Origin of the sequence: Nostoc sp. DedQUE12b, from assembly GCF_034530835.1 — a bacterium.
Lineage (GTDB): Bacteria > Cyanobacteriota > Cyanobacteriia > Cyanobacteriales > Nostocaceae > Nostoc.
Genome location: NZ_JAVRCI010000022.1, coordinates 22,514 through 47,270 on the forward strand (window position 1 = coordinate 22,514; position 24,757 = coordinate 47,270).

17 protein-coding genes and 1 pseudogene are annotated in these 24,757 nt (G+C 41.2%); 11 read left to right on the top strand and 7 right to left on the bottom strand.

Translation table 11 applies throughout. The features are described 5' to 3' along the window. A complete protein-coding gene (locus tag RMY16_RS13570; protein ID WP_322736799.1) occupies positions 1-1,170 on the top strand; it encodes a homocysteine biosynthesis protein in 1,170 nt (389 codons plus the stop codon). A 156-nt stretch (positions 1,171-1,326) separates the two neighbouring features. On the opposite strand, the gene RMY16_RS13575 is transcribed toward RMY16_RS13570, so the two are convergent. Next, a complete protein-coding gene (locus tag RMY16_RS13575) occupies positions 1,327-2,355 on the bottom strand; it encodes a hypothetical protein (RefSeq protein WP_322736800.1) in 1,029 nt (342 codons plus the stop codon). 378 nt (positions 2,356-2,733) lie between these two features. Between RMY16_RS13575 and RMY16_RS13580 the strand changes: the two genes are divergently transcribed. Further along, on the top strand, positions 2,734-3,627 hold the full coding sequence (locus tag RMY16_RS13580) for a tetratricopeptide repeat protein (protein ID WP_322736801.1): 894 nt from the start codon (positions 2,734-2,736) through the stop codon (positions 3,625-3,627). A gap of 168 nt (positions 3,628-3,795) precedes the next feature. Here RMY16_RS13580 and RMY16_RS13585 read toward each other — a convergent pair whose 3' ends face one another. From RMY16_RS13585 to RMY16_RS13595, 3 genes are all read right to left on the bottom strand, one after another. Further along, positions 3,796-4,416, bottom strand: a complete 621-nt coding sequence (locus tag RMY16_RS13585; protein WP_322736802.1) for a TMEM165/GDT1 family protein — start codon at positions 4,414-4,416, stop codon at positions 3,796-3,798. A 312-nt stretch (positions 4,417-4,728) separates the two neighbouring features. Then, entirely contained in the window at positions 4,729-5,181 is a 453-nt protein-coding gene (locus RMY16_RS13590) for a DUF29 domain-containing protein (RefSeq protein WP_322736803.1), read from the bottom strand. A gap of 301 nt (positions 5,182-5,482) precedes the next feature. Beyond that, positions 5,483-6,442 (bottom strand): protochlorophyllide reductase, encoded by a 960-nt coding sequence (locus RMY16_RS13595; protein ID WP_322736804.1) that lies wholly within the window; start codon positions 6,440-6,442, stop codon positions 5,483-5,485. A 424-nt stretch (positions 6,443-6,866) separates the two neighbouring features. On the opposite strand from RMY16_RS13595, the gene RMY16_RS13600 reads away from it, so the two are divergent. From RMY16_RS13600 to RMY16_RS13630, 7 genes and pseudogenes are all read left to right on the top strand, one after another. Beyond that, a complete protein-coding gene (locus RMY16_RS13600; RefSeq protein ID WP_322736805.1) occupies positions 6,867-8,273 on the top strand; it encodes an AAA-like domain-containing protein in 1,407 nt (468 codons plus the stop codon). 138 nt (positions 8,274-8,411) lie between these two features. Next, a complete protein-coding gene (locus RMY16_RS13605) occupies positions 8,412-9,986 on the top strand; it encodes an AAA-like domain-containing protein (RefSeq protein ID WP_322662817.1) in 1,575 nt (524 codons plus the stop codon). A 346-nt stretch (positions 9,987-10,332) separates the two neighbouring features. Continuing rightward, complete coding sequence (gene recQ, locus RMY16_RS13610) at positions 10,333-12,495, top strand: DNA helicase RecQ (protein WP_322736806.1); 2,163 nt, start codon at positions 10,333-10,335, stop codon at positions 12,493-12,495. Positions 12,496-12,539: 44 nt separating this feature from the next. Continuing rightward, a complete protein-coding gene (locus RMY16_RS13615; protein ID WP_322736807.1) occupies positions 12,540-13,088 on the top strand; it encodes a hypothetical protein in 549 nt (182 codons plus the stop codon). A 72-nt stretch (positions 13,089-13,160) separates the two neighbouring features. Beyond that, positions 13,161-13,724, top strand: a complete 564-nt coding sequence (locus RMY16_RS13620; RefSeq protein ID WP_416211666.1) for a Uma2 family endonuclease — start codon at positions 13,161-13,163, stop codon at positions 13,722-13,724. A gap of 934 nt (positions 13,725-14,658) precedes the next feature. Continuing rightward, positions 14,659-15,894: pseudogene (locus RMY16_RS13625) on the top strand (glycosyltransferase family 4 protein); the annotation flags it as partial. A gap of 470 nt (positions 15,895-16,364) precedes the next feature. Continuing rightward, complete coding sequence (locus tag RMY16_RS13630) at positions 16,365-18,083, top strand: NFACT family protein (protein WP_322736810.1); 1,719 nt, start codon at positions 16,365-16,367, stop codon at positions 18,081-18,083. A gap of 147 nt (positions 18,084-18,230) precedes the next feature. On the opposite strand, the gene tnpA is transcribed toward RMY16_RS13630, so the two are convergent. Both tnpA and RMY16_RS13640 read right to left on the bottom strand, forming a co-directional pair. Further along, on the bottom strand, positions 18,231-18,641 hold the full coding sequence (gene tnpA, locus RMY16_RS13635; protein WP_322736811.1) for an IS200/IS605 family transposase: 411 nt from the start codon (positions 18,639-18,641) through the stop codon (positions 18,231-18,233). Between the two features lie 382 nt (positions 18,642-19,023). Further along, positions 19,024-21,654 carry a DNA polymerase III subunit alpha gene (locus RMY16_RS13640; RefSeq protein ID WP_322736812.1) on the bottom strand — a complete coding sequence of 877 codons (2,631 nt, stop codon included), beginning with the start codon at positions 21,652-21,654 and terminating at the stop codon, positions 19,024-19,026. 193 nt (positions 21,655-21,847) lie between these two features. Here RMY16_RS13640 and RMY16_RS13645 point away from each other — a divergent pair, with 193 nt between their 5' ends. Further along, complete coding sequence (locus RMY16_RS13645) at positions 21,848-23,140, top strand: dicarboxylate/amino acid:cation symporter (RefSeq protein ID WP_322736813.1); 1,293 nt, start codon at positions 21,848-21,850, stop codon at positions 23,138-23,140. Positions 23,141-23,666: 526 nt separating this feature from the next. On the opposite strand, the gene RMY16_RS13650 is transcribed toward RMY16_RS13645, so the two are convergent. Then, entirely contained in the window at positions 23,667-23,822 is a 156-nt protein-coding gene (locus tag RMY16_RS13650) for a hypothetical protein (protein ID WP_322736814.1), read from the bottom strand. Between the two features lie 210 nt (positions 23,823-24,032). On the opposite strand from RMY16_RS13650, the gene RMY16_RS13655 reads away from it, so the two are divergent. After that, entirely contained in the window at positions 24,033-24,614 is a 582-nt protein-coding gene (locus RMY16_RS13655; protein WP_322736815.1) for a calcium-binding protein, read from the top strand. Positions 24,615-24,757: the final 143 nt, after the last annotated feature.

Sequence of the window (24,757 nt, forward strand, 5' to 3'; positions counted from 1 at the left end):
ATGCGAACAATTGCAGAAATTAACGAGAAAATTAAGCGCCAACGTGCGGTGGTGTTGACAACTGAAGAATTAAAAGCACGAGTTGTAGAAATCGGTGTTACTAAAGCTGCTAAAGAAGTTGATGTAATTACCACTGGTACTTTTGAGCCAATGGAATCAAGTGGTGCAATTATCAATCTGGGACATACCGATCCCCCAATAAAAATTCGCCGTTGTTGGTTAGATGGCGTGCCAGCATACTCTGGTTTTGGGGCAGTAGATTTATATTTAGGTGCGAGTTGCCCTGTGGAGACGACGGATGGGGAAGAAGTGCGAGAACGTGGTGGTGGTCATATAATCGAAGATTTGATTGCTGGTAAATCTATACACGTGAAAGCGCAAGGACAAGTAACAGATTGTTATCCCAGAGCAAATTTTGAAACTACAATTACCAATGACACAATTAATCAGTTTTATTTATTCAATCCGCGCAATCTTTATCAAAATTTTATTGTTGGTGTAAATGGTGGCGATCGCCCCCTCTTCACCTATCTCGGCCCTTTACAACCGCGTCTGGGAAATGCTGTTTATTCTAATCCTGGTGCGATTTCCCCCTTACTCAACGACCCCGATTTGCAACTCGTTGGTATAGGTACTCGAATTTTTTTAGGCGGCGGTATTGGCTATGTCGCTTGGGAAGGCACTCAGCACTTCCCCTTGCAAAAGCGTTTAGCTAATCGTACACCAATTGGGCCTTCTGCCACCTTAGCTTTAATTGGTGATGCCAAGCAAATGGATGCTCATTGGGTGCGGGGGTGTTACTTCAAAAGTTATGGCCCATCATTAATGTTAGGGGTTGGTGTACCACTACCTGTATTAAATGAACAAGTAATTGAACACTGCGCCGTCCAAGATCAAGAATTAGTAGCCCCAATAGTGGATTTTTCCATTCCCCGGCGCGTTCGTCCCACCTTTGGTTTGGTGAGTTACGCCCAACTCAAATCTGGGTGGATCACCATAGAGGGCAAAGCAGTACGCTCTGCCCCCTTAGCGAGTTTGTTTTTTTCTAGGCAAGTCGCCCTAGAGTTGAAAAAGTGGATCGAAGCAGGTACGTTTACCCTGACAGAACCAGTTTCTCCAATTCCGATGGAGCGATCTTTTCTACCCCAAGACCGTCGGACGGATTTTTGATTGGAGCAGGGCAGGGGAGCAGGGGAGCATACTTCGACTACGCTCAGTAACCGGGGGAGCAGAGGAGAAGTAGGAGTAAGTCTTTCCCCTCTGCCCCTCTGCTCCTTTGCACCTCTGCCTATTGTGCCCCATGCCCAATGCCCCATACCCCATGCCCTACTCTTGAGTCGGTTTCGGTCGCTTGATGGGTTTAGGAGCGGGTGTTCTTGGTATAGGTTTTGACACCACTGAAGGGTCGCCGCCTGTACTTGTTTTCTTGATGGGACGAGGAGTTTCGCCAGTGCGTCTGGGAGGGAATGGTTTTCTACTACCAGCACCACCACCACTGCCAGCACGAGGCCCACCTTTAAATGGTGGTTTGCGTTTTTTGGGCAAATCAGCGATCGCTTCAGCTTTTTCTACTACTAAAACGTCTGCTTCCCTCTTGGCTTGGAAGTCCCAGAATTTTCCCACTGCTTTGGTAGTTAGCACACCCCTCAATTTCAACTTAAAATACTTGGGTTTATCAGTTGATTTGCGTGGAGCCTGCCTAATTTTGACTACCAAACTTTTAGCATCAAAAGATTGGTATACTACTTCACCACGAACAGAAAAACCACCATCTGCAACTTCTGATGAAGGTCTGGGGGCAGTTGTATTTAGTTCAGAGTTCTCGGATAAGCCATCATCGAGTGTCTGTAAATCTTGCAACTCAAAATCCGATTCGTCCTCATCTGTTGAGTTTTTAGCCAGATTTTCTGGCTCCCAAACTCCGACGATTTGGATATGCAAGGTATCATTTTCTTGTCTAGTACGTGGATATACTACCCACAAGTGTTCTTTTTCTAAGTCTAGATGATTCTTGACTAAGCTCATAATCCGGCCTAGGAGGACGGCATTGAGTTCTACACCATCTGGAGTCAGCAGAGTACCTTGAGTAAATTGTTCGCTACTAGCATGATAGCGACCCCGGACTAACCCGATCGCTCGATACTGCATCGGTTCGCTGGGAGGCGGAATCGGTTGCTGGCGATTAATCAAGTTCCCATTTGAGTCAGTTTCGCTGAGGTTGACAGGCAAATTGTCAACTTGTTTAGAGGGCTGGGCTGCTATATGAACATTAGCGGCTGCCTCTACATTAGTTGGGCCCTGGTTAGAGGCAGAAGAATTGGAAGATTCAGGCAACGGCATCAGGTCGGAATTCATAAAAACTCCTTGCGGCGGAGACACATCCCATTGTGGGATTTTACAAAGGCAGCTGGAAAGAGCATTTGTGCGACTGATGAAAGTATATTGGCTTTTCACAAAATCACACTAGGGTACTCTATACAATCCTAAAGGCGCTAAATTTAATGTATAAACACTAAATGTCTAATTTAGCGGCTTTACACTAGTTTCGGAAGCATATCATAGCTACAATTCTGACGGCTCCTCCTAAAGTCATCACTTACTTTAGCAGTGTGGATAGTTAATTGTTATAAAATTCACAGGCAATTGGCGGTATTCCGCAAAGTTTTGGAAATTTTTAACTTTACGATTTGTGTAAATGATAATGTCATTAAAATTTAGGAGAAAGACAAAATTGTGTCTCAACCGCGTAATCGTTGGATAGTTCAAGTCGTCTTAGCGGTGGCAATTCTTGCTTTTGTGGGTGTTTCGGTGATTCCCATAATTGGAGCATTTAATAATACGCCACCCTCAAACCAAAATACCGCTAGCACTAGAGGCAGTTTGACCTCCGCTGACCAAAAATCAAAACTGGAAGACGAAGTACGGGGTTATGAACAGGTTTTGCAAAGGGAACCAGAAAATCAGACTGCGCTTAAGGGTTTATTACAGGCACGGCTGCAATTACTGAGTCAAAAAGATAAAAGTGAGGTTAAACCAGCTGATATCCAAGTTGTCATTGAACCCCTAGAAAAGCTAGCAAAACTGAATCCCGAACAGTCAGAATATTCAGTGTTACTAGCTCAAGCCAAACAGCAAATTGGCGATCGCGAAGGAGCCGCTCAAGCTTATCGTTCGATTTTGTCCACTAAACCGGGCGATTTGAATGCTTTGCGAGGAATGGTGGCTCTGTTAATCAGTCAGCAACGCCCCGAAGCAGCCATTGGTTTGTTGCAAGAAACCCTCTCTAATGCAGCCCAAGCAAATACAATTCAGCCTGGAAGTGTAGATATAGTAGCGGTGCAGGTGCTGTTAGGTTCTGTTCATGCTTCTCAGAAACGCTACGCTCAAGCTAGCTCTGTTTATGACCAGGCAATTAAGAAAGATCCCAAGGATTTTCGCCCCGTCGTGGCAAAAGCGATGCTCCTGAAACAACAGGGCAAAGACGCAGATGCAAAACATTTGTTTGATAGTGCTGTAGCTTTAGCACCTGCTCAGTACAAAGACGGAATTAAAAAGGCAGCAACGGCTTCCCCCACACCTAATCCTGTTGCATCTCCCGCGCCTTCACCGGAAAGTACGCCCAAGTAAGGGTATTGGGCATTGGGCATTTGTACTGAGCGAAGCCGAAGTATGGGGCATGGGGAAGAGATTTGGGGATAAGGGGAAGGGAAAGACTTGTTGCAAGTTCTAACTTTTGTCACCTTGTCCCCTTGTCCCCTTGCCTTCCCTGATCCTCTGCTCCCCTACTTCTTCCCCTCACGCTCCCTCAATGGCTGCAACTATACCAAAGACTAAAAACAGGCATCCGCCAATCAGGGTGAGTTGACGCTCAGAAATGCGTCCAGCAATCATTTTGCCGCCGATGACTGCGATCGCAGCACAAATAGCATGTCCTAAAATTGCACCTATTGTCACTCCAATGGGGTTATTGCCTGCTGCTAGGGCAATAGTGGCAATTTGGGTGCGATCGCCCCACTCCGCCATAAATGTCAACGCAAAGGCTTCTACAACAATTGCCAATCCAGTCTTTTGCTTTGGTAACTGCAAATCGGCTTGTTTCACCGCAGCTTCTGCTTCTTGTACAACTTCTGTATCACAAGCAGCGGCAGACATCTTACTAGCGTCATACAACAGCTTGATACCAAAGGCAATAAATAAAGCTATTTCAGCGTAATGAATCAAAACTTTTGGTAAAAAAGATACCGCTTGTCCAAATATCACCGAAAGGATTGTCATCGCCGCCAAAGCAGCTGTCACACCTATAAATACCAGCCGCCGCGGGTGGTGCATTGCTAAAATCACAGCAATAAAAAATGTTTTATCGCCTAGTTCTGAAACTGTAATTAGTAATAAACCTGCGGTAAAAGCTGTTAACACTCTCTCAAGCTCCTGAAGAATCGTTTACCGATGTGAAGCTTGATGAGAACCAAAAGACCTCACCAAGTTTACACTTTTCGGTGTGAACTTAGTGAAGGTCTCGCTTTCAAATATTTGATTACTTGCCATCTGAACCAGGCTCATCGCCAGTATGTTGATTCAGATGTACTGGCTTTCAAGTTTTTTTGCCAGCAGCTACTCCCCTTCTATGCGCCAGCTATTATACATATTTTCCATGTATTAAGTCAAGAGAGTAGCCAATATAGAGGTATAACTGTAGAGTGAAGTGTGAGATACAGACCGATTCAGGGCTTATTGAGGTAAAAACTCATCATCTGTGACTTCTGCTAGCTGGTATGGGCACTTCAGAGGAAACGATTCCATTGACAAGCCAGTTTCAGCTTTTGCTTGCTTAACCGCTTGTGTGTAACACTCAGCAAAAACTATCTCAAAATAGGATTTGAGACTAGGTGAATCATTTAGAGCTTCTTTGACACATCTACGATGTTCAATTATGCTTCCTTCCCAGCTACCGCTTCTTTTATCGGGCTGAAATTGCCATTTGAGCAAATGCATCAGAATTACAATCAGATTACTCTTGAGACTCCGGCGCTCATTCCTTACCATATCGGCAATTTCTTCAATTAGGTTCTCCCATTCAACGTTTGCGTAATCCTGACTTTGCAATTTTTCTACAGTCGTTTCTAGCCATTGCAAGTAATCAGTTTCATATAGGGTTTGGGAATGCGCCTTTAGAGAAGACATGGCAGTTTTAATCAGAAATGTTTAGATAACTTTTCGTATCTTTTTACAATTAAGATTCGGTGCGTTAACACAGTGTAACGCACCCTACGAACTAAAGTAATTACCAATGGATCGCACTAAATACTAGCTTTTTTAACAACTGTATTGGCTCTGTAGCGCTACTTAAAATAAAGTTATCAATAAAGTCAGAGGTGACGTAATAATCACCTCAACCATTTTTACCTCTACATAATGCCAATTCAAAAAAGTGGATTGATGAATCGATGAATCATGCACAAGGGTAACGCCAAGTCCTGTATCATCAGGCAATCCCAACCAACTTAGCACTTAGTTCCCACATGCGATCGCCTTTGTCGTCATCACGAGCTTGAGGAGAGACTTTTTGCACAAAAGACTTGCCATCTTTCTTCTGGCGATTTCCCCAACTCCAATAGACACCGGATTGATTATACTCAGGATCGGCAACTACGGCAGCAACCCTTTCTCCCGCCAACTCTTGAGACACATATCCCCCAGTGATGTACTTCTGGAATAAGGGGAAGATTTTCTGAAACAGGGGATAGTGGTTTCTAAATAGCGGCGTTTCTGCAACACATCCCGGATAAAGAGAATTGAAGACGATACCAGTTGACTCGTGAAAGCGCTCGTGCAGTTCCCGCATAGTCAGCACGTTGCAAACCTTGCTGTCTTTGTAAGCTTTGACTGGTTCAAATTTCTTGCCATCAATCATCGATATTGGCTCTTTAAACCCTTCTGCAAAGCCTTGCAAATCGCCTAAGTCGGGACGTGGTGGAATTTTTCCACCTAGTTCATCTGGATTGTGCGTGACTGTTCCTAATATTACGAGCCTTGGCTCTAAAGAAGATTTTTTCAGATCCTCTAGCATCAGGTTGCACAATAAGAAATGCCCTAGATGATTAGTAGTGACAGTTAACTCGTAACCTTCTGGGCTGCGTAACGGCTCTTTGATTAAGGGCATATAAATTGCAGCGTTGCACACCAAAGCGTCTAAAGACTTGCCAGTGGCTCGGAAGTTCTTCACAAACTGTCGAACACTTTCCAAGGAGCCAAGGTCAATATGTATGCTGGTATAACTGTTGTAGGGGATTTCCACATCTTGAGCAGCTTTTTGTGCCTTCGCTAAATCCCGACAGGCTAACACCACATACCATCCTTTATCAGCAAGAGCTTTTGCAGCATACAAACCCACCCCCGAAGAGGCACCCGTAATTACAACCGTTGGCTTCTGATGTTGTTCCATTGTGTTCGCACTCCATTGACTGTCTCTAGGATCTCATACCAGTGAGCCATGATTCTCATCAGCTTTTTCAAGGCTACATTAGGCTGAACTAACTTCCTACTCCAAATAACAGAGAATAATCGTCAATAAAAAAGTATCTAATTATACAAAAACTTAGCAAAAAAATATAATTACAATAATATTTGCGAGCTATTAATAGCGTTTAAAATTGTATCAATGCAATCTTTAATTTTTCTGGTTTCAAGTATTTTTTCAGATGTATATTATTAGTGGGCCAAAAATTATATAGCGTTTCCTAATCACATAAGGTACATCATAGTTACCTTCTCGCTTGTGGGGAGGTGGTTGGGGTGAGGTTCTCATACCTTACTCAACCGATAACCGCTATAAGTAAGTTGCCTACCTGTTTAACAATTTATACACTGTGGATAAGCTTCTACAATCTGTAAAAAAAATTCTCCAAGACAAGCCTCTCGATTCAATTCAGTGGTTTGTGCTTTATCAATCATGGTTGGGTAAAACTTATGGTGAAATGGCAGAGGTATCAGGCTACGGCAACAATTACATTAAGGAAGTTGGTTCTGAGTTGTGGCAAGACCTTTCTATCGCACTTGGAAAAAGAATAACGAAAAAAAACTTGCATTTAGCCTTGAATAAATACTTACAAGACGAGTTAGGTAATCAAGAAAACCAGATCCAAGAAAAGTTCGGTGAAGAATCTAGCTTAGAAATTGTTTCTCCAGACTTTTTTTCAGCAAGCAAGATAGAATTTCCTAGCGGCCCTGTAGCACTAGCTTCTCATCTATATATTAATCGCCCTTCCCTGGAAGAACTTGTTTGTAATGAGGTTTTACACCCTGGTTGCTTAATCAGGCTGAAAGCACCTAGAAAGATGGGAAAAAGTTCTCTACTCAATCGGATGATTGCTTATGCTAAAGAGCAAGATTATCAAATTGTCTATTTAGACTTTCAAGAAGCTGACCAAGACGTTTTTGCTTGCCTGGATAAATTTTTGCGTTGGTTTTGTGTAAATGTCAGTAGGCAGTTAAATCTCTTTCCTTGTATAGATGATTTTTGGGATATAGAAATGGGCAGCAAGGTAAGCTGCAAAATCTATTTTGAAGCTTATCTGTTGCAATACATTAATGATAGTCCTTTAGTTTTGGCTTTAAATGAAGTCCATCGGATTTTTGAACATCCCAAAATTGCCCAAGACTTTCTGCCAATGCTGCGATTTTGGCATGAACAAGCAAAGCAAGATCAGACTTGGCAAAAACTACGGATGGTAGTGGTTCACACCACAGAAATTTATATTCCGCTTAAGCTTAACCAATCGCCTTTCAATGTAGGCATAACAATTACACTGCCACCATTTACCCTTAAGCAAGTACAGAGTTTAGCATTACGTTACGGGCTAGATTGGGCAGGAAACTCGGAAGGGGCAAAACGCCTTGCGCCCCTACAAGCAATGGTAGGAGGACATCCCTATCTGGTGAGCCTTGCATTTTATCATCTATGTCAGAGTGGAATGACGCTAGAGGTGTTATTAGAAACTGCATCTACACCAGTAGGAATTTACGGTCAGCATTTACGAGAACTGTTGACACTACTGCAAGAAGAACCAGAATTAATGTCAGCTATGGAACAGGTAATTGCAACAGATGAAAAAGTGGAGTTAGATGCGATCGCTGCTTACAAACTAGAAAGTATGGGTTTGGTTCAACTAAACGGCAATCAAGCTAGTGCCATGTGTGAATTATATCGTCTTTATTTTAGTCAACAGTTTGGAAAGCAAAATAGTGCTAATACTTCTATTAAACTTTCACACTAGTTTTAAGAGTTCATAGTAAATAATAAAGTTTTTACTATGAACCTAATATTTCATCGGGATTATGATAATTTATCAAACTTACCTATGCAAGTTTCCTGATTGAAATATAGAAGAAATTTAAAATTAAAAATCAATTAAATGAAAAATTATCGATACCAAGTTGGTGGTACTCTTACTAATGACGCTCCTAGCTATGTTCAGCGGAGAGCGGATGTGGAACTTTACGAAGCTTTAAAACAGGGTGAATTTTGCCACATTTTAAGCTGTAGACAAATGGGTAAATCCTCACTTATGGTGAAAACAAAGCACCGCTTGCAAAAAGAGGGCTTTAGATGTGCCACTGTTGATATGACTAATATTGGTTGTGAAAATATAACTCCAGAACAGTGGTATAAAGGAGTTGTCGGCGATTTATGGTTGAGTTTTAAACTTTTAGGAAAAGTTAATTTAAAAACCTGGTGGCAAGAACAAAACGATCTTTCTTTAGTTCAGAAAACCAGTCGATTTATTTCAGACATTTTGTTAACTCAGTTTCCTAACGAAAAACTATTTATTTTTATTGATGAAATTGATAGTATACTAAGCCTCGATTTCTCTGTGGATGACTTTTTTAATTTGATTCGGTTCTGTTACAATCAACGAGCAATTAATCCAGAGTATTATCGGATTACATTTGCAATTTTTGGGGTTGCTACACCTTCAGACTTAATTATATATCAAAATAATACTACCCCGTTTAATCTTGGTAAAACCATCCAAGTAAATGGTTTCACCTTTGAAGAAGCTCAACCACTTTCTTTGGGGCTAGATATTAAAGACAATCATCCTCAGAAAGTTTTGAAAGAAGTATTAGCTTGGACAGATGGGCAACCATTTCTTACTCAAAAGCTGTGTCGGCTACTTGTGAGTTTATCTCAAGATGATGTGGGTAGAAAGCTGAAAATTCCCCCTGGCACAGAAGAATTTTGGATAGAAAATGTGGTGCGATCGTACATCATTGAGAAATGGGAATCACAAGATGAACCAGAACATTTACGAACTATTCGCGATCGTATCCTCAGAAATGAAAAATTTGCCGCCAGATTGTTAGGAATTTATCAACAAATCCTCCAAGGATTGAAAGTACCAGCCGACGATAGTCGAGAACAGGTAGAACTGTTGCTGTCTGGTTTGGTAATCAAAAAACAAGGTTGTCTCAAAATAAAAAATCGAATCTATCAAGAAGTTTTCAATTTAGAATGGGTTGGAAAAAAATTAGCTTACTTACGCCCCTACTACGAAACCTTTAATGCATGGATAGCCTCAGAAGAAAAAGATAAATCTCGCCTATTGCGTGGACAAGCCTTGATAGATGCTCAAATGTGGGCAAATGGTAAAAGCTTGAGTAACTTAGATTATCGGTTTTTAGCTGCTAGTGAAGAATTAGATCGGCGAGAAGTACAGCAAGCATTAGAGGCTGAACGTGCTCAAGAAGTCGAAGCAAGGCTTGCAGAGCAACAAAAAAGGCTGGCTCAACAAAAGAGAAATGCCACAATAGTGACACTTTTGCTCGTAGGTATGACTATCAAGTTGGTGATTTCTATAGTGTGGGGAGTATCGCTTTTACGAAAGATTGATGTTTTAGAATCACAGCTAAAATGTGCCGAGCCGACTACACCCCTTCAATTTACTCACTGTCCAAAATCAAGAACTGCTAGGGAAACCTCAGAATAACGAGCGTTAAAAAAACTCTCAATACCCCAAGTGCATCCGATGTATAGGTTAATTATCACGAGCAAATTTAAAACAGCTTTCCGAAAATTTACTCGTCGTAATGCTGACTTACTTATGACGATGTTTATTAGCTCAATACAAGTGCGATCGCTAATATTGTAGCGACAGTCTTTAAAGTCAAGAGTAGGCGTAGCCCGTCGTAGACATCGCATCATGTATGATGGTTGATCGGCGTGCGATCACCGTATAGAAACGCAGTTGTGGCCAAAGCTGCCGATGATGTGAGTTAAAATCCTGATATCTTCAATCACTACTAACGCAGACAGCCCCCGAAAAAGCGATCGCTATGCTTCAGTATCCCCATCTCGAACAAGCGCTAAAATATCACTTCGGTTATGACCAATTCCGCCCCGGACAACGGCAAATTATCGAAGATGCGCTGCAAAATCGAGATTTAATGGTTGTGATGCCGACTGGCGGGGGAAAATCTCTATGTTTTCAGCTACCAGCATTGTTGAAAAATGGACTAACTGTGGTAGTGTCGCCGTTAATTGCTTTGATGCAAGACCAAGTAGAAGCACTGCGAAATAATAATATTAACGCGACATTTCTCAATAGCAGTTTGAATGCTTACCAAGTGCGATCGCGGGAAGAAGCCATCCTCGGCGGTAAAGTAAAATTACTCTACGTCGCCCCGGAACGTCTCCTCAGTGAAAGGTTTCTCCCGTTTATCGATTTAGTTAAAGAAAAAATCGGTATTTCTAGCTTTGCTATTGATGAAGCGCACTGTGTTTCGGAATGGGGACACGATTTTCGTCCAGAATATCGCCAGTTAAAATCTCTGCGGAAACGTTATCCTGATGTGCCTACAGTCGCTCTCACCGCCACAGCAACCGATCGCGTCCGCAGTGATATCATTCAACAACTAGGACTAAAGCAACCAAGCATCCATCTTGCCAGCTTTAACCGTGAAAATCTTTATTACGAAGTTCGTCCTAAAACTAAATATGCTTACGCTGAATTGTTAGAACTAATTCGAGAAACTGAAGGTTCGACAATTATTTATTCTTTAACTCGTAAAAAAGTTGATGAACTCACGTTTAAACTACAAAATGATAAAGTTATTGCTCTGCCTTATCACGCCGGATTAAGTGATGAAGAACGTAGTAGTAATCAAACAAGATTTATTCGAGATGATGTCCGGGTGATGGTGGCAACAATCGCCTTTGGGATGGGAATTAATAAACCCGATGTCCGGTTGGTAGTTCATTTCGATCTGCCCAGAAATATAGAAAGTTATTATCAAGAATCGGGCAGAGCCGGTCGAGACGGAGAACCATCTAGGTGTACGATATTTTTTAGTTTTGGTGATGTTAAAACAATTGAATGGAGTATCGATCAAAAAACCGATCCTCAAGAACAGTTGATTGCTAAACAACAACTGCGGCAGATGATCGATTATGCTGAAGGCACTGATTGTCGACGAACAATTCAACTGGGTTATTTTGGCGAAAGGTTTCCTGGGAATTGCGGTAATTGTGACAATTGTCGTCATCCCAAACCCGTGCAAGATTGGACAATTGAAGCCATGAAGTTTTTATCTTGTGTGGCGCGTTGCAAAGAAAGGTTTGGAATGCTACACATAATTGATGTGTTGCGAGGAGCAAAAAAAGATAAAATTATCCAGTACGAACACGATAAACTTTCTACCTACGGTATTGGTAAAGATAGAACTGTAGATGAATGGCGAATGTTGGGGCGATCGCTTTTACATCAAGGGTTAATAGAACAAACTAGCGATGGTTACTCAGTTTTAAAACTAAATGCCTTAAGTTGGCAAGTCATGCGAAAACAACGCACAGTTTCGCTAGCTGTAACCACAGTGCAAAAGATTACCTGGGAGCCGGAGAGTGAAAAAGCAGAAGTTGCAGAAATATTATTACAGAAATTGCGATCGCTACGTAAACAATTAGCTGATGAGCAATCTGTACCACCTTACGTCATCTTCCACGATTCCACTTTAAAATTGATGGTACAGGTGCAACCCCAAAACTTAGCTGAATTTGCCAAACTTTCTGGTGTAGGTAGTCACAAACTCGCTCAATATGGCGAAAAGTTCATTACAGAAATTCGCGCCTACCGCCAAGAAAAAGGTTTGCAAAATAAATCTGCTACTTCTGTATCATCTCCCAAATCATCTTCTTCTTACACCGAATTGCAGACATTACAATTGCATCAACAAGGTTTAAATATCGCTCAAATTGCCCAAAAGCGCAACCTTAGTCCGGCAACAGTTAGCAATCATCTAGAAAAACTTATTGAAAAAAATCAGCCAGTTGATTTAAATCAATTAGTACCTATAGAACATCAACAAAAAATTTGGCAAGTTTTAGAAGTACTCGGTGATATTTCCCTGACTCCCATCAAAGAACAATTAGGAGAAAGCTACACTTTTGATGAAATTCGTTTAGTACGGAGTAAGTGGCGGCGCGAAAATCGCAAGAGATAATTTGCTGAGGACGAGTAATAAAAAAATACAATGATTGTTTTGTTATGAATGACAATCAAGAAAATAACGAGAGAGATAAATCAAAACTCTCAAATATGCCAAAATCAATACACTGCTTTAACTTTATATATTTGCTTTTTTGTGTTTCGCTTATTGCATTTGGAGTCAAGTTAATATCTGCACCAGAGAAGATTACCACTTTCTCTTGTGAGCGAACACCAAAACACATCAATTGTCAGTTGACTAATCGAGATTGGTGGGAGTCGTCTGTGAAAATTTATTCGGAATTAGATTTATGGATGGGCGTAGAAGTTAAGGCAATCAATGATGATGGAGGCAAACAATATTATGTCGCCCCTGTTATCAAGGATGGGAAAGATTATCGCATTTCTAATTCCTCCTACTGGCAACTATCTGCACAAAAACTTGCTGACAAAATTAATGCCTTTCTAAACGATTCTCAACAGCAATTTCTGACACTCACTCAAGACAATTCTAACCCACTTATATTAGGTGGCTGGTTTTGCGTTTTATTTGGTACATTTTGTTTAAGTCTTACTATTTGCTCATATATTTGTTTTTTGAAAAACTAGATAAGAAAGCTCAACTTAAATCTTATGATTAAAATACAAGAGCAATATCAAAGGAGTTAGCCAATGAGTCAGATGCTTAACACAGGAGTACGCTGGACAACTCAGGATGTGGAACTATTCGCAGAAAACGAAGGGACGCGTTACGAGATAGTTGATGGAGAATTATTTATGACTAGGGCACCTCACTTTAAACATCAGCAAACTTGTGGCAGAATTTTCCAACAGCTTAACATTTGGTCAGATTCTACTGGTTTAGGAGAAGCTGTAATCAATCCCGGTGTTTTGTTTTCAGAATCAGATAATGTGATTCCTGATGTAGTTTGGGCTACTAAAGAAACCTTGGCACTAACATTGGATGAAAAAGGACATTTTACTGGCGCACCAGATTTAGTAGTCGAAGTCTTGTCTGAGAGTAAGTCAGATGAAAGACGGGATAAGGAAGCAAAACTTAAACTTTATTCTTCCAGAGGAGTAAAAGAATATTGGATTGCTGATTGGCGATCGCGTAAACTAGAGGTCTATCGGCGCGAACAAAGTCAACTGAATTTGGTAGCAACCCTATTTAGTAATGATAATATAATTTCTCCGCTATTGCCTGATTTTAGCTGTACTGTAGACCAGTTTTTTCCTGTATAAATTTTAGGTTGAATGGAAAAACAACTCTCATTTTTTTCCCAAAACACAATCTGTATAATTTATTGTTCAGATATCGCCTTGCACCAATAACTAAGTTTTATCCTCATCAAGGCGATATCTATGAGATCGTCAGTTTACATTAAGAAAAACTGGGAATTTTAGAATTAGAATCTTGTGATGTCATAGCAGACTTTGAAGACTGAGTGTTTTGGTTTTTGCCAGGTAGAATTACAGATAGCAGCTTAGGCAGTGCTAGACAGGCAACAGTATTTAATATCGTCAGAAATATACCATCTATCAAACTCATATACTAATCTTCTCCGTTTGAAAATTGGTGGTGACTATATTTATTAGTTTGAAGCAAAAACAGTAAAATTGCGTAAAAAGAGAATTTAGATTTATTTTAGAGAATATAAGCTAAATAAATATATTTTTATCAAAACAGAATAAAGGCGTCAGTCGCCAGAATACAAGAAGGGTATTTTGAACGAAAAAGCAGATAGCGTCACGTCAAGATTGCTGAATCCTGAATTCTGAATTCTGACTTCTTTTTCAAGTCTTCTGGCTTCCTACTCTGAGATGTGTTAGGGGGTCAAACCCCCTATTCACCAGATATATTCTCGTAGAAGTCAAAGAACTGAGTCTATAGGTAGAGAGCAAATTAAAATTGCCATATCTATGAAATTGGAGCTAGACATGAATGAAAAAATCTCATTTTTATCTATCAAAAGGATGAGATATAGATATAACAATTTCCTATATCTAAAGAAACTAAATGTTTGTTTTTAACCTATCTGACAGAAGATGTTAAAAAAAATTAGACATAGTAAATTAAAATCAATAATAATCAAAGTTCCTAAATAATTCAGGTAAGTGTGCTATACACGTGCTTGGAACAACCTAAAACTTTGTTAAAATCAGCAACACACAAACTATGAACTCTACCACCGAAAAACGTATCGCCTTGATTTCCGTCCACGGAGACCCAGCGATTGAAATAGGGAAAGAAGAAGCAGGGGGACAAAATGTTTATGTGCGCAATGTGGGTGAAGCACTAGCGCAGCTGGGATGGCAAGTTGATATGTTTACCCGCAGAGTGAGTCTGGAGCAAGACTCGATAGTTGAACATAGCAACAATTGTCGAACTATCCGTTTAAAAGCTGGCCCCCTTGAGTTTGTGCCGCGAGATGAAATTTTTGAATATCTGCCAGAATTTGTGGATAATTTCCTCAAATTTCAAGTAAAAAATGATTTTACATACGAGTTAGTTCATACTAACTACTGGCTTTCTAGTTGGGTGGGGATGCAATTAAATAAAATCCAACAGAGCAAACAGGTTCACACCTACCACTCCTTAGGAGCAGTCAAGTACAACACTATAGAAAATATTCCTTTGATTGCTAGTCAGCGATTAGCAGTGGAAAAACAAGTGTTGGAAAAAGCAGAGCGAATTGTAGCGACAAGCCCGCAAGAACAGGAACATATGCGATCGCTAGTTTCCACAAAAGGCAATATCGATATCATTCCCTGTGGTACAGATATTCAGCGCTTTGGCTCCATTGGACGAGAAGCAGCCAGGGCTGAATTGGGGATTGATAAAGAAACCAAAGTTGTACTATACGTGGGGCGCTTTGACCAACGCAAAGGTATAGAAACTTTGGTACGGGCGGTAAACGAGTCTCAACTACGCGACTCCAAAAATATCCAGCTAATTATTGGTGGTGGTAGCACTCCAGGTAACAGTGACGGCATTGAGCGCGATCGCATTGGGCAAATCGTCAACGAATTGGGAATGAGCGACTTTACCACCTTTGCGGGTCGTTTGAGTCAAGATATTTTACCAACTTATTACGCCGCTGCCGATGTTTGCGTTGTTCCCAGCCACTACGAACCCTTTGGATTAGTGGCGATCGAAGCTATGGCAAGCGGTACACCAGTAGTAGCAAGCGATGTTGGCGGACTTCAGTTTACTGTAGTTAATGAAAAAACTGGTTTATTGGCTCCAGCGCAAGATGTAAATGCTTTTGCTTCTGCGATTGATCGAATTCTCTTAAGTCCAGAATGGCGAGATGAATTGGGTAAAGCTGGTAGAAAGCGCGTCGAAACTAAGTTTAGCTGGGATGGTGTCGCAAATCAACTGAGTGAACTTTACACCCAATTGTTGCAGCCACAACCAGTAGCGGCAACAGCAAAAGAACTAGTACAATCAACCGCCGAATTAGTGCAATCAAAAGCAAAAGAACTAGTACACTCAACTACAGAGCTAGTGCAGTCAGCAGCAAAAAAGCCAGTTTTAGCTGCTAAATAATGCTTTTGCATAACAGATAATGGTGAGTGAGTAACTCGGATAAAATTTTGGGTTTAAATTTGGCAGCGTAGGCGTAGGCGTAGCCTCTGGTCGAGAAGCCCGCCGTAGGCATCGCTTGAGCTTGGAAAACTCAACACCAACAACAAACTGTATAAAAAACGAACTTATCAGTTAAACGCAGAACCTTATCTTACGATAATTTCTGCGTTTTTTGATTCGCAGCTATCACCAAAGCAAGTAACCGCTATGATAGTTGAGGTCTGTTATGCTTTAACTAAACAAAAATAAAAGCATAGCGATCGCTACCATTTGAATGTTAAAAACTAATCGCTTTGCAACCAGTTGACTTTACCACTCTCACAGCTGCTTGTAGCGAAATCCGCGCTAACTGGCTACCATCACGTTTAGAACAGGTTTACCAGCGCGATCGCTACACGATTGCTATGGCATTACGCACCCTGCAACAGCGAGATTGGCTACAGATTTCTTGGCATCCCCAAGCTGCACATATTTGTATTGGCGATCCGCCACCGCGATCGCCAGATACCTTTACCTTTAGCCAACAATTAATACACCAATTGGGTGGTTTAGCATTGGTGGCGATTGAAGGGATCGCTCCTTGGGAGCGTGTGATTGATTTACAATTTGCCCGTCGTCCTGGAGAAAGCGCTCTATATCATGTCTATGCAGAAATCATGGGCAAGTATAGCAACGTCATTCTCACCGACGCTAACAATATAATTATCACCGCCGCTCATCAAGTCAGTCAGCAACAATCTAGCGTTCGTCCCATCCAAACCGGACAATTTTATGAAACACCACCGAAACTAACTGGAAGTGTCCCCTACTTGAGTGAATCTCAAGAACGTTGGCAAGAACGGGTAAGTTTAGTACCAGGAGCAATCAAGCGGCAATTGCTCAAAAGTTATAGTGGTTTGAGTGCTGCACTAGTGGAGTTAATGCTGCTAGAAGCAAATATCGCACCAGAAACATCCACCGATACTCTCAACTCCGACGACTGGCGACGGTTGTTTGAACGTTGGCAAGAATGGCTGCAAGCCCTAGATTCCAAAGAATTTCAACCCGCTTGGACAAAAGATGGTTACACCGTAATGGGTTGGGGTGCAGTTGAAAAGGTCAAAAATATCCAGGAGTTGCTCAACCGCTACTACAGTAACCAAATTGACCAACAGTTATTTTCCCAATTGCGCCATCAGTTGAGTCAGAAATTGAATAATATTCTGACGAAATTACGCAATAAAGCTCAAACCTTTCAGACGCGCTTACAGCAATCAGATCAAGCCGATGAGTATCGCCAAAAAGCTGATTTATTGATGGCTCACCTGCAAAACTGGGAACCGGGGATGAAAGAAATTATCCTTGCTGATTTTGAGACAAATTTGCCAGTTGCGATCGCTCTCCAGCCAGATAAAAATGCTGTCCAAAATGCCCAAAGTCTTTACAAACAGCACCAAAAGCTGAAACGCGCTCGTGCTGCCGTTGAACCGCTACTATTGGAAGTGCAGACAGAAATTGAGTATTTAGAGCAAGTAGAAGCTGCGATCGGCCAAATAGATAACTACCAAACAGCAGAAGATTTGCGAGCTTTAGAAGAAATCCGCGAAGAGTTGATTGGCCAAAAGTATTTAGAAGATCCAGAATATCGCAGCCGCAGTGCAAACGAACCCCCCAGCACCAACTTCCATCGTTACCTTACCCCCAATGGCTTTGAAGTATTAATCGGTCGTAACAATCGCCAGAATGACCAATTGACCTTCCGGGTAGCAGGGGATTATGACATCTGGTTCCACGCTCAAGAAATTCCAGGGAGTCATGTATTACTACGTTTAGAACCGGGTGCTGTGGCAGAAGAAGCTGATTTGCAATTTGTAGCTAATCTCGCTGCATACTACAGTCGCGCCCGTCAAAGCGATCAAGTGGCAGTAGTTTACACTCAGCCAAAACACGTCTACAAACCTAAAGGAGCAAAACCGGGAATTGCCATTTACAAGCAGGAAACTATACTTTGGGGAAAACCACAATTAAAATAATTCAAAATTCAAAATGACGCTCTCTACTTCACCAAAACCTAAATCAGTTATTTTAGTTTTCTCCGCTTGCTTTTTTCTTTGGATGCAAATTGATTAAATCAATCAGCTTTGAGTTGCCCGTAGATATTAGCATTTCCTTTTTCTTGGTTATGCATCTGCTTTTTCTAAATGGGAATTTATTGTGCCTTCAAGATGATGTATTTTTTGATTTTGAACATATATAACAGCTTGCTTAAGTTGCTTACTGCCCAAAGAGAATATACCATATTCTTCTTGCCAAGCAAATTTTTCTGATGTAGGGCAAAGATTGTGGTTGAAATAGTGAGAACTACTTCCTTTAATTTTTTTCACAAACTCTGCGATCGCGATTGTTGGCGGGATAGATACTACTAAATGTATGTGGTCTTCAATACCTCCAATGGCATGGAGTATACAATTTAAACTATTGGATTTATCAATGATGTAATTATAAAGCTCAGTTTCTTTATTGGAGGTAATTAGAGGTTGGCGTTCTTTTGTTGCCCAAACAATATGATAATAAAGTCGCCACAGAGACATAATATTTTTTAAATTTTGTATTTACTTACATATATTTATGTTTCCTATATTGCTCAAAAAAATTATCATATTAGCAGTGTCCATCAGGCAGAAGGCAGCAGCCAGCCAGGGAATGAAATTCCCTGTCTGAAAGCTAAAGTCGTCTTCAGACGACTATATGAAACTAGTGAATAATTAAACCAAGTTTTTTCTAGTCCTCTTCTAGAGGACTTGCACCATTAGACAGGGAATTCTATTCCCTGGCGGTCTGGTTGGTAAATCAATGAATTTGGTTAGCGGGACGCCCCCGACTAAAACCCATCAAACCCTGGTATTATTGGCGCATCTTCTTTAATTTTACGCGGTTTCCACCCCACAATAGTTAAAACGAATACCCCTCCTCTCAATTCGGTAAACCCTCTACCCGCATTAAATCCAATTCCCGTTCAAATATTTCATCAATCGGCAACATTTGACCATCAGCAGTCATAAATTTATGGTCTTTTGTTGCCCGAATCAATGAACCATCTTCTAAACAATACTCAAATACCTCTTGTTGCCCGCGATCGTGCCACTGTGCTACAGGTTGCGTGTAAATATTTCCATTATTATCAACACTGTACACACTACATTCAATGCCTTTTTCTACAATTTCTCCAATCGGTATTAATCCATATTCTACAGTCAATATTTCTGTGTCATAGCTTAAACAATATTCGGCAAACTTTAACATTTGCTCAAATAATTCATCCGCAACTTTTTTGGGAACACCGTTTTTCGCTGCACCATCGACGAATTTTTCTCGCTGCTTTTGCATCTCAGAAACTTTCTTTTTACCCATCGCGCGGCGCAGCAAGTCAGCTTGTCCTAAAGAATATCCAGCCATATCTTGAGCAATTTTCATGATTTGCTCTTGATAGACCATAATTCCATAAGTTTCATCTAATATTGGTTCTAAAACAGTGTGTTGATAATCAATATTTTCTCGACCATGCTTGCGGTTAATAAATTTAGGAATCAGCCCTGCATCTAATGGCCCCGGCCGATAAAGTGCCAAAATTGAAGAAATATCTTCTATATTAGAAGGTTTCAAATCTCGCACGATCTGACGCATCCCAGAAGATTCTAATTGAAATATCCCTTCTAACTCACCTGCTTCTAATAATTCATAAGTTTTTTGTACATCTTTTGGTAGAGTGCTATGTTCACCTTTAGCTAATATCTTCTGGGCTTTTCTTTCCTGGCGCGGAATTTCATCAGGATCAACCCGATACCCTCTAGTTTCTTGAATCAAATCAAGGGTTTTTTGAATCAGCGTCAAGTTCCGTAAACCCAGAAAATCCATTTTCAACAAACCCATTGATTCCAAGTCTTCCATGAAATACTGGGTAATCACAGAACCATCATTATTCTTCTGTAGCGGCACAATTTCATCAAGTGGTTCGTCTGAAATCACTACGCCTGCTGCATGAACACCAAAAGTTTTGTTGGTTCCTTCAATTCGCATCGCCATATCAAGCCAGTGGCGAACATGGGGTTCTCTATCATATTTCTCTTTAAACTCTGGTTCTGGAGTTTTATCAGAAACCATCACCTTGAGTTTCGTTGGTTTCCCCCGCACCACAGGAATCATTTTCGCCATTTTGTCAGCTTCCCCATAGGGAATATTCAATACTCTGGCGACATCTTTTAAAACTGCTTTAGAAGTTAGACGGTTAAAAGTAATAATTTGGGCAACTCTATCTGCACCATATTTTTCAGTTACATAATCAATAACTTTATCCCGTTGTTCAATACAGAAATCTGTATCAATATCAGGCATGGATTTCCGTTCTGGGTTCAGAAAACGTTCAAATAGTAGCCCATGATGCACAGGATCAATATTAGTAATTCGCATCGCATAAGCAACTAACGAACCAGCCGCCGAACCCCGACCTGGCCCCACGGGAATATTATTATCTCTAGCAAATTTGATGTAGTCCCATACAACTAAAAAGTATTTGGAAAAACCCATCTGCTGAATCATTTTTAGTTCGTATTCCAATCTTTCTTTATAGACGGAATCGACTTCCTGGCGAGATTTGCGATTTAAGCGTTCTAACAGTCCACTCCATGCAACATCTTCGGCGTAAGTGTCAGCAGTATGGCCAGAGGGAATGGGAGGCGTAGGAATCTGAGGCTCACCCATAATATGGTAAGGCTCGACTTTATCAGCGACTTCTTCAGTAGTTGCGATCGCTTCCGCAATTACATCATCCGGCAAATGGTCGCGAAATAGCTGCCGCATCTCCTCACCAGATTTGAGATACTCTGTGCCGCTATAACGCATCCGCTTATCTTCAATAATTAACTTGCCAGTTTGAATACATAGCAAAGCGTCGTGGGCTTCAACGTCAAAACAAGAGATAAAATGCGAATCATTGGTAGCAACAATTTTAATCCCTAGCTCCCTAGCAATTTTCACTATTTCTACATTCACAATCCGGTCTTCTTGGGAACCGTGGTCTTGAATTTCTAGATAATAATCATCACCAAATACATCTTTATACCATTGGGCAACTTTTCGGGCTGCATCTGGTCGATTACTGAGAATCGCTTGGGGAATTTCTCCACCTAAACAAGCGCTGGTGACAATCAAGCCTTCATGATATTGTTTTAATAAATCTTTATTAATACAAGGACGAGAAAAAATTCCTTTACCTTGAACACCTTGGAGGTGAGAAATTGTGGTTAATTTGACTAAATTCTTGTAACCTTTGGTATTTTTAGCTAAAACTACTTGATGATATTTTGGTCGGCGTTCTTGTTTCTCAATATCGCCATTAATTACATACATTTCATTGCCGATAATCGGCTTAATATTTTGACTACGGCAGATTTTGATCAGTTCAACGGCTCCATACATGACACCATGATCGGTAAGGGCGATCGCTTTCATCCCCAGTGCGATCGCTTGATTCACCAACTCTGGAAGCTGACTTGCCCCATCAAGTAGACTGTAGTCACTGTGAATATGTAAAGGAACAAAGGACATAAGCATCTCCAACCATAAGCCAAGATCCCTCTAGGGGCCTACCTTGTGGTATACCCTTTCGAGCCAGATTTTGCAAAGCAACGGAATCTTAGATTAACAGTTTTTCACCAAAATTAAAGCTGTTCTTTTTCAGGAATTATCACTATTATGAGTGTTGTTTTAATAGTTACAGCAGTTAACCAGTATCTAGCCAATGAGTCAAACAGAGAGAACTACTTCGCCTGAAACCAAAGCTAGCCCTTGGTGGCAGCGTATCCCTCTCACGTTGCAAATTCTCATCGCCTTAATAGCGGCAGTCAGCGTCGGAATTGCCCTTGGTGCAGGGAATCCCAATCCCAGCAATGCTGCCTTAATCAACAATTTAGCAATTCCGGCTGAATTAGTGCTAAAGGCTCTCCGCGCCTTGGCTACACCCCTAATTCTGGTAGCGGTGCTGCATACTTTGATGACTACCAATATCCCTGGTACAGCCGGACGGCGGCTGGCAGTGCTACTTTTAACCAACACTACTGTAGCCATTTTGGTGGGGCTGTTCGTAGCTAATGTACTGCGTCCGGGGACTTGGGGCAATGTAAACACCTCAATAAGTACGGCAATAACTGCTCAGAGTCTCGACCCTTGGGGAATACTCAAAGATGCTGTACCAGAAGCCGTCCTCAAGCCATTGGTTGATAATAATGTCATCCAGCTGATTGTGATTGCCTTGAGTTTTGGTATCGTCCTGCGGGGATTAAAATCTGAACAAATCGCTCAAGGTAAGAATGGATTCCAGCCGATAGAGGATGTCATCGGAATTTTATTTGAAGCGGTAGTCCGCATCCTCAACTGGGTAATTGCCTTAGTGCCGTTTGCAGTCTTTGGGATTGTAGCTAAAACTATTGCGATGCAGGGCTTTGCACCGTTTAAATCTTTGGGTGCATTTATCGTCGCTGTATTGTTAGCACTAGTATTGCAGGCGTGCTACTACCTGATCAGAGTAAAATTTGGTTCTTGGGTACACCCACTAAAATTCCTCGCTGGTGGTTCTGATGCCTTTTTGACAGCTTTCTCAACTTCTTCCTCTGCGGCGGCAATGCCCATAACCTTTGAGGTTTTGCAAACAAAAGTCGGTTTAAGGGAATCTTCTGCTGCTTTAGGAGCATTAGTCGGGGCAAATTTCAATAATGATGGCACTGCTCTCTATGAAGCAATGTCTGCGTTGTATATTTCCCAACTGATTGGACAACATCTGAGTCTGACACAGCAGTTAATTGTCATCTTGACCTCGATTTTTGCATCGGTAGGTGCGGCCAATATTCCTAATGCGGGATTGGTAACGATGACACTGGTGTTTACTTCTGTCGGCTTACCTACGCAGTACATCGCTTTGCTAGTTACTGTAGACTGGTTTTTGGATCGCTGCCGCACCGCAATTAATGTTATGGGAGATATGACTGTCAGTGCTTTACTTGATGGCAAAAAGCCACGTTCTGTAGACGAGGCTTAGTTTGCCAGCTTTTAGTTGAGTTCAGCAGCCTTTTAAATATCTAATGCTGTTGAGGTCCTTTGGCGTCACATGCTTTAGTCCAGCAACGTTCTAAAAGTTGTAGACGCCAGATCAATACAAAGCGTTGGGGATTCAATACTAATTTAGTATCCCGACTAAATAATGGCTGGTTCAAATACTGCCAAAGAGGAAATTTAATTTGGGTGTGTTTTGGAGTCATAAGAACAAGAAAAATAATATAAAAGTTGTGTCTAGGAATTACCTAATACTGTTTTTCTAGTTAAAGGCTACCCTGCGTTTTTGCTATTGTCTTTGTGGCAATTGCGGAATTCCAGCAAGTGAATCTATGTTGTTTACGCTTTAATACTGAAATTGCACGCGCGATTTTTCTGATTCTAGATCGCCAAGCCGTTGCTGCCATTGAGATTAGATAGGTAAAAAATTACTTAATTAAACATCATTGATGTTGATTTTTTTATTTTGAATTGCTTTTCATCCCACCGTTACCACCCGCCGAATTTTGTCGCTACGAAACCCGATCGCCATTGGACGACGTACCCCCAAAAGTGCTACCAGCAAAGCCAAACTCGCCCGTACCTGAGTTGAGTAGGCAGAGTTTTTCCTGATGCCAACGCGGGGAGTGGAGTATAGACAGCCTCTGCAAGGTATTTATAGAACCCATATCGAAATCTGCAATTCTTAATATTGCGTGAGATGATCTTCATTACACAAGTCTTGAAGTCTATTTGTAGCTTAGACTACTATTTTTTCTTGTTCAGGAACGACTATTTAAGTTTGTATGTAAATTTATGTAACTTGTTATTTTATCCAGTCATAGATAAAACACAATCTTCAACGTAGTCTAATGTAGTACTTTGAAGGAAGAATAATCATGGCTAATCCAGTTTTTACCGACATTTTTGATAGCAACCTAAACGACAATAACACCACAACAGGTACTAATTTAGACGATGTAATCCTTGGTGATAATGGGAACGACATTCTAACAGGCTTGGCTGGTAACGATCTTCTGTTCGGCAATAACGGCAACGATACAATTAACGGTGGATTGGGCAACGATATAATCAACGGTGGAAATGGCGACGATATTCTTATCGGTGGTGCAGGTACTGACACAATAACTGACGGCGATGGCGACGACATCTACAAGTACTTCAGTACTTCTGAAAGTCAGGTAGGTGTGACACGGGATATTCTCACAGATTTCACATCAGGGTTTGACAAGATCGACTTGTCGGCGATAGATGCCGAACTCTTAACTGCTGGCGATCAAGCCTTTAAATTTATCGGTACTGCTGCCTTCACTGGAACTGCTGGCGAAGTACGCTACTTTACGAGCGGCAGCAACCTATTCGTTCAGGCAGAGATCAATAACGACGGTAACATAACCGCAGATTTAGAAATTCAACTGAATGGATTGTCAACGATCGCTGCGACTAGTTTCATCCTTTAAGCATTTAGGGTTCGTTTTTAGCGATGTCTATGACGGGCTACGCCTACGCATTTAGAGGATGTTTTAAAAGGGTCTTTTGCTCTCATACCGAGACTTTTAAGACATCCTCTTAGACTTCAGCTTAAAATTGCTTAAGTTTTGTC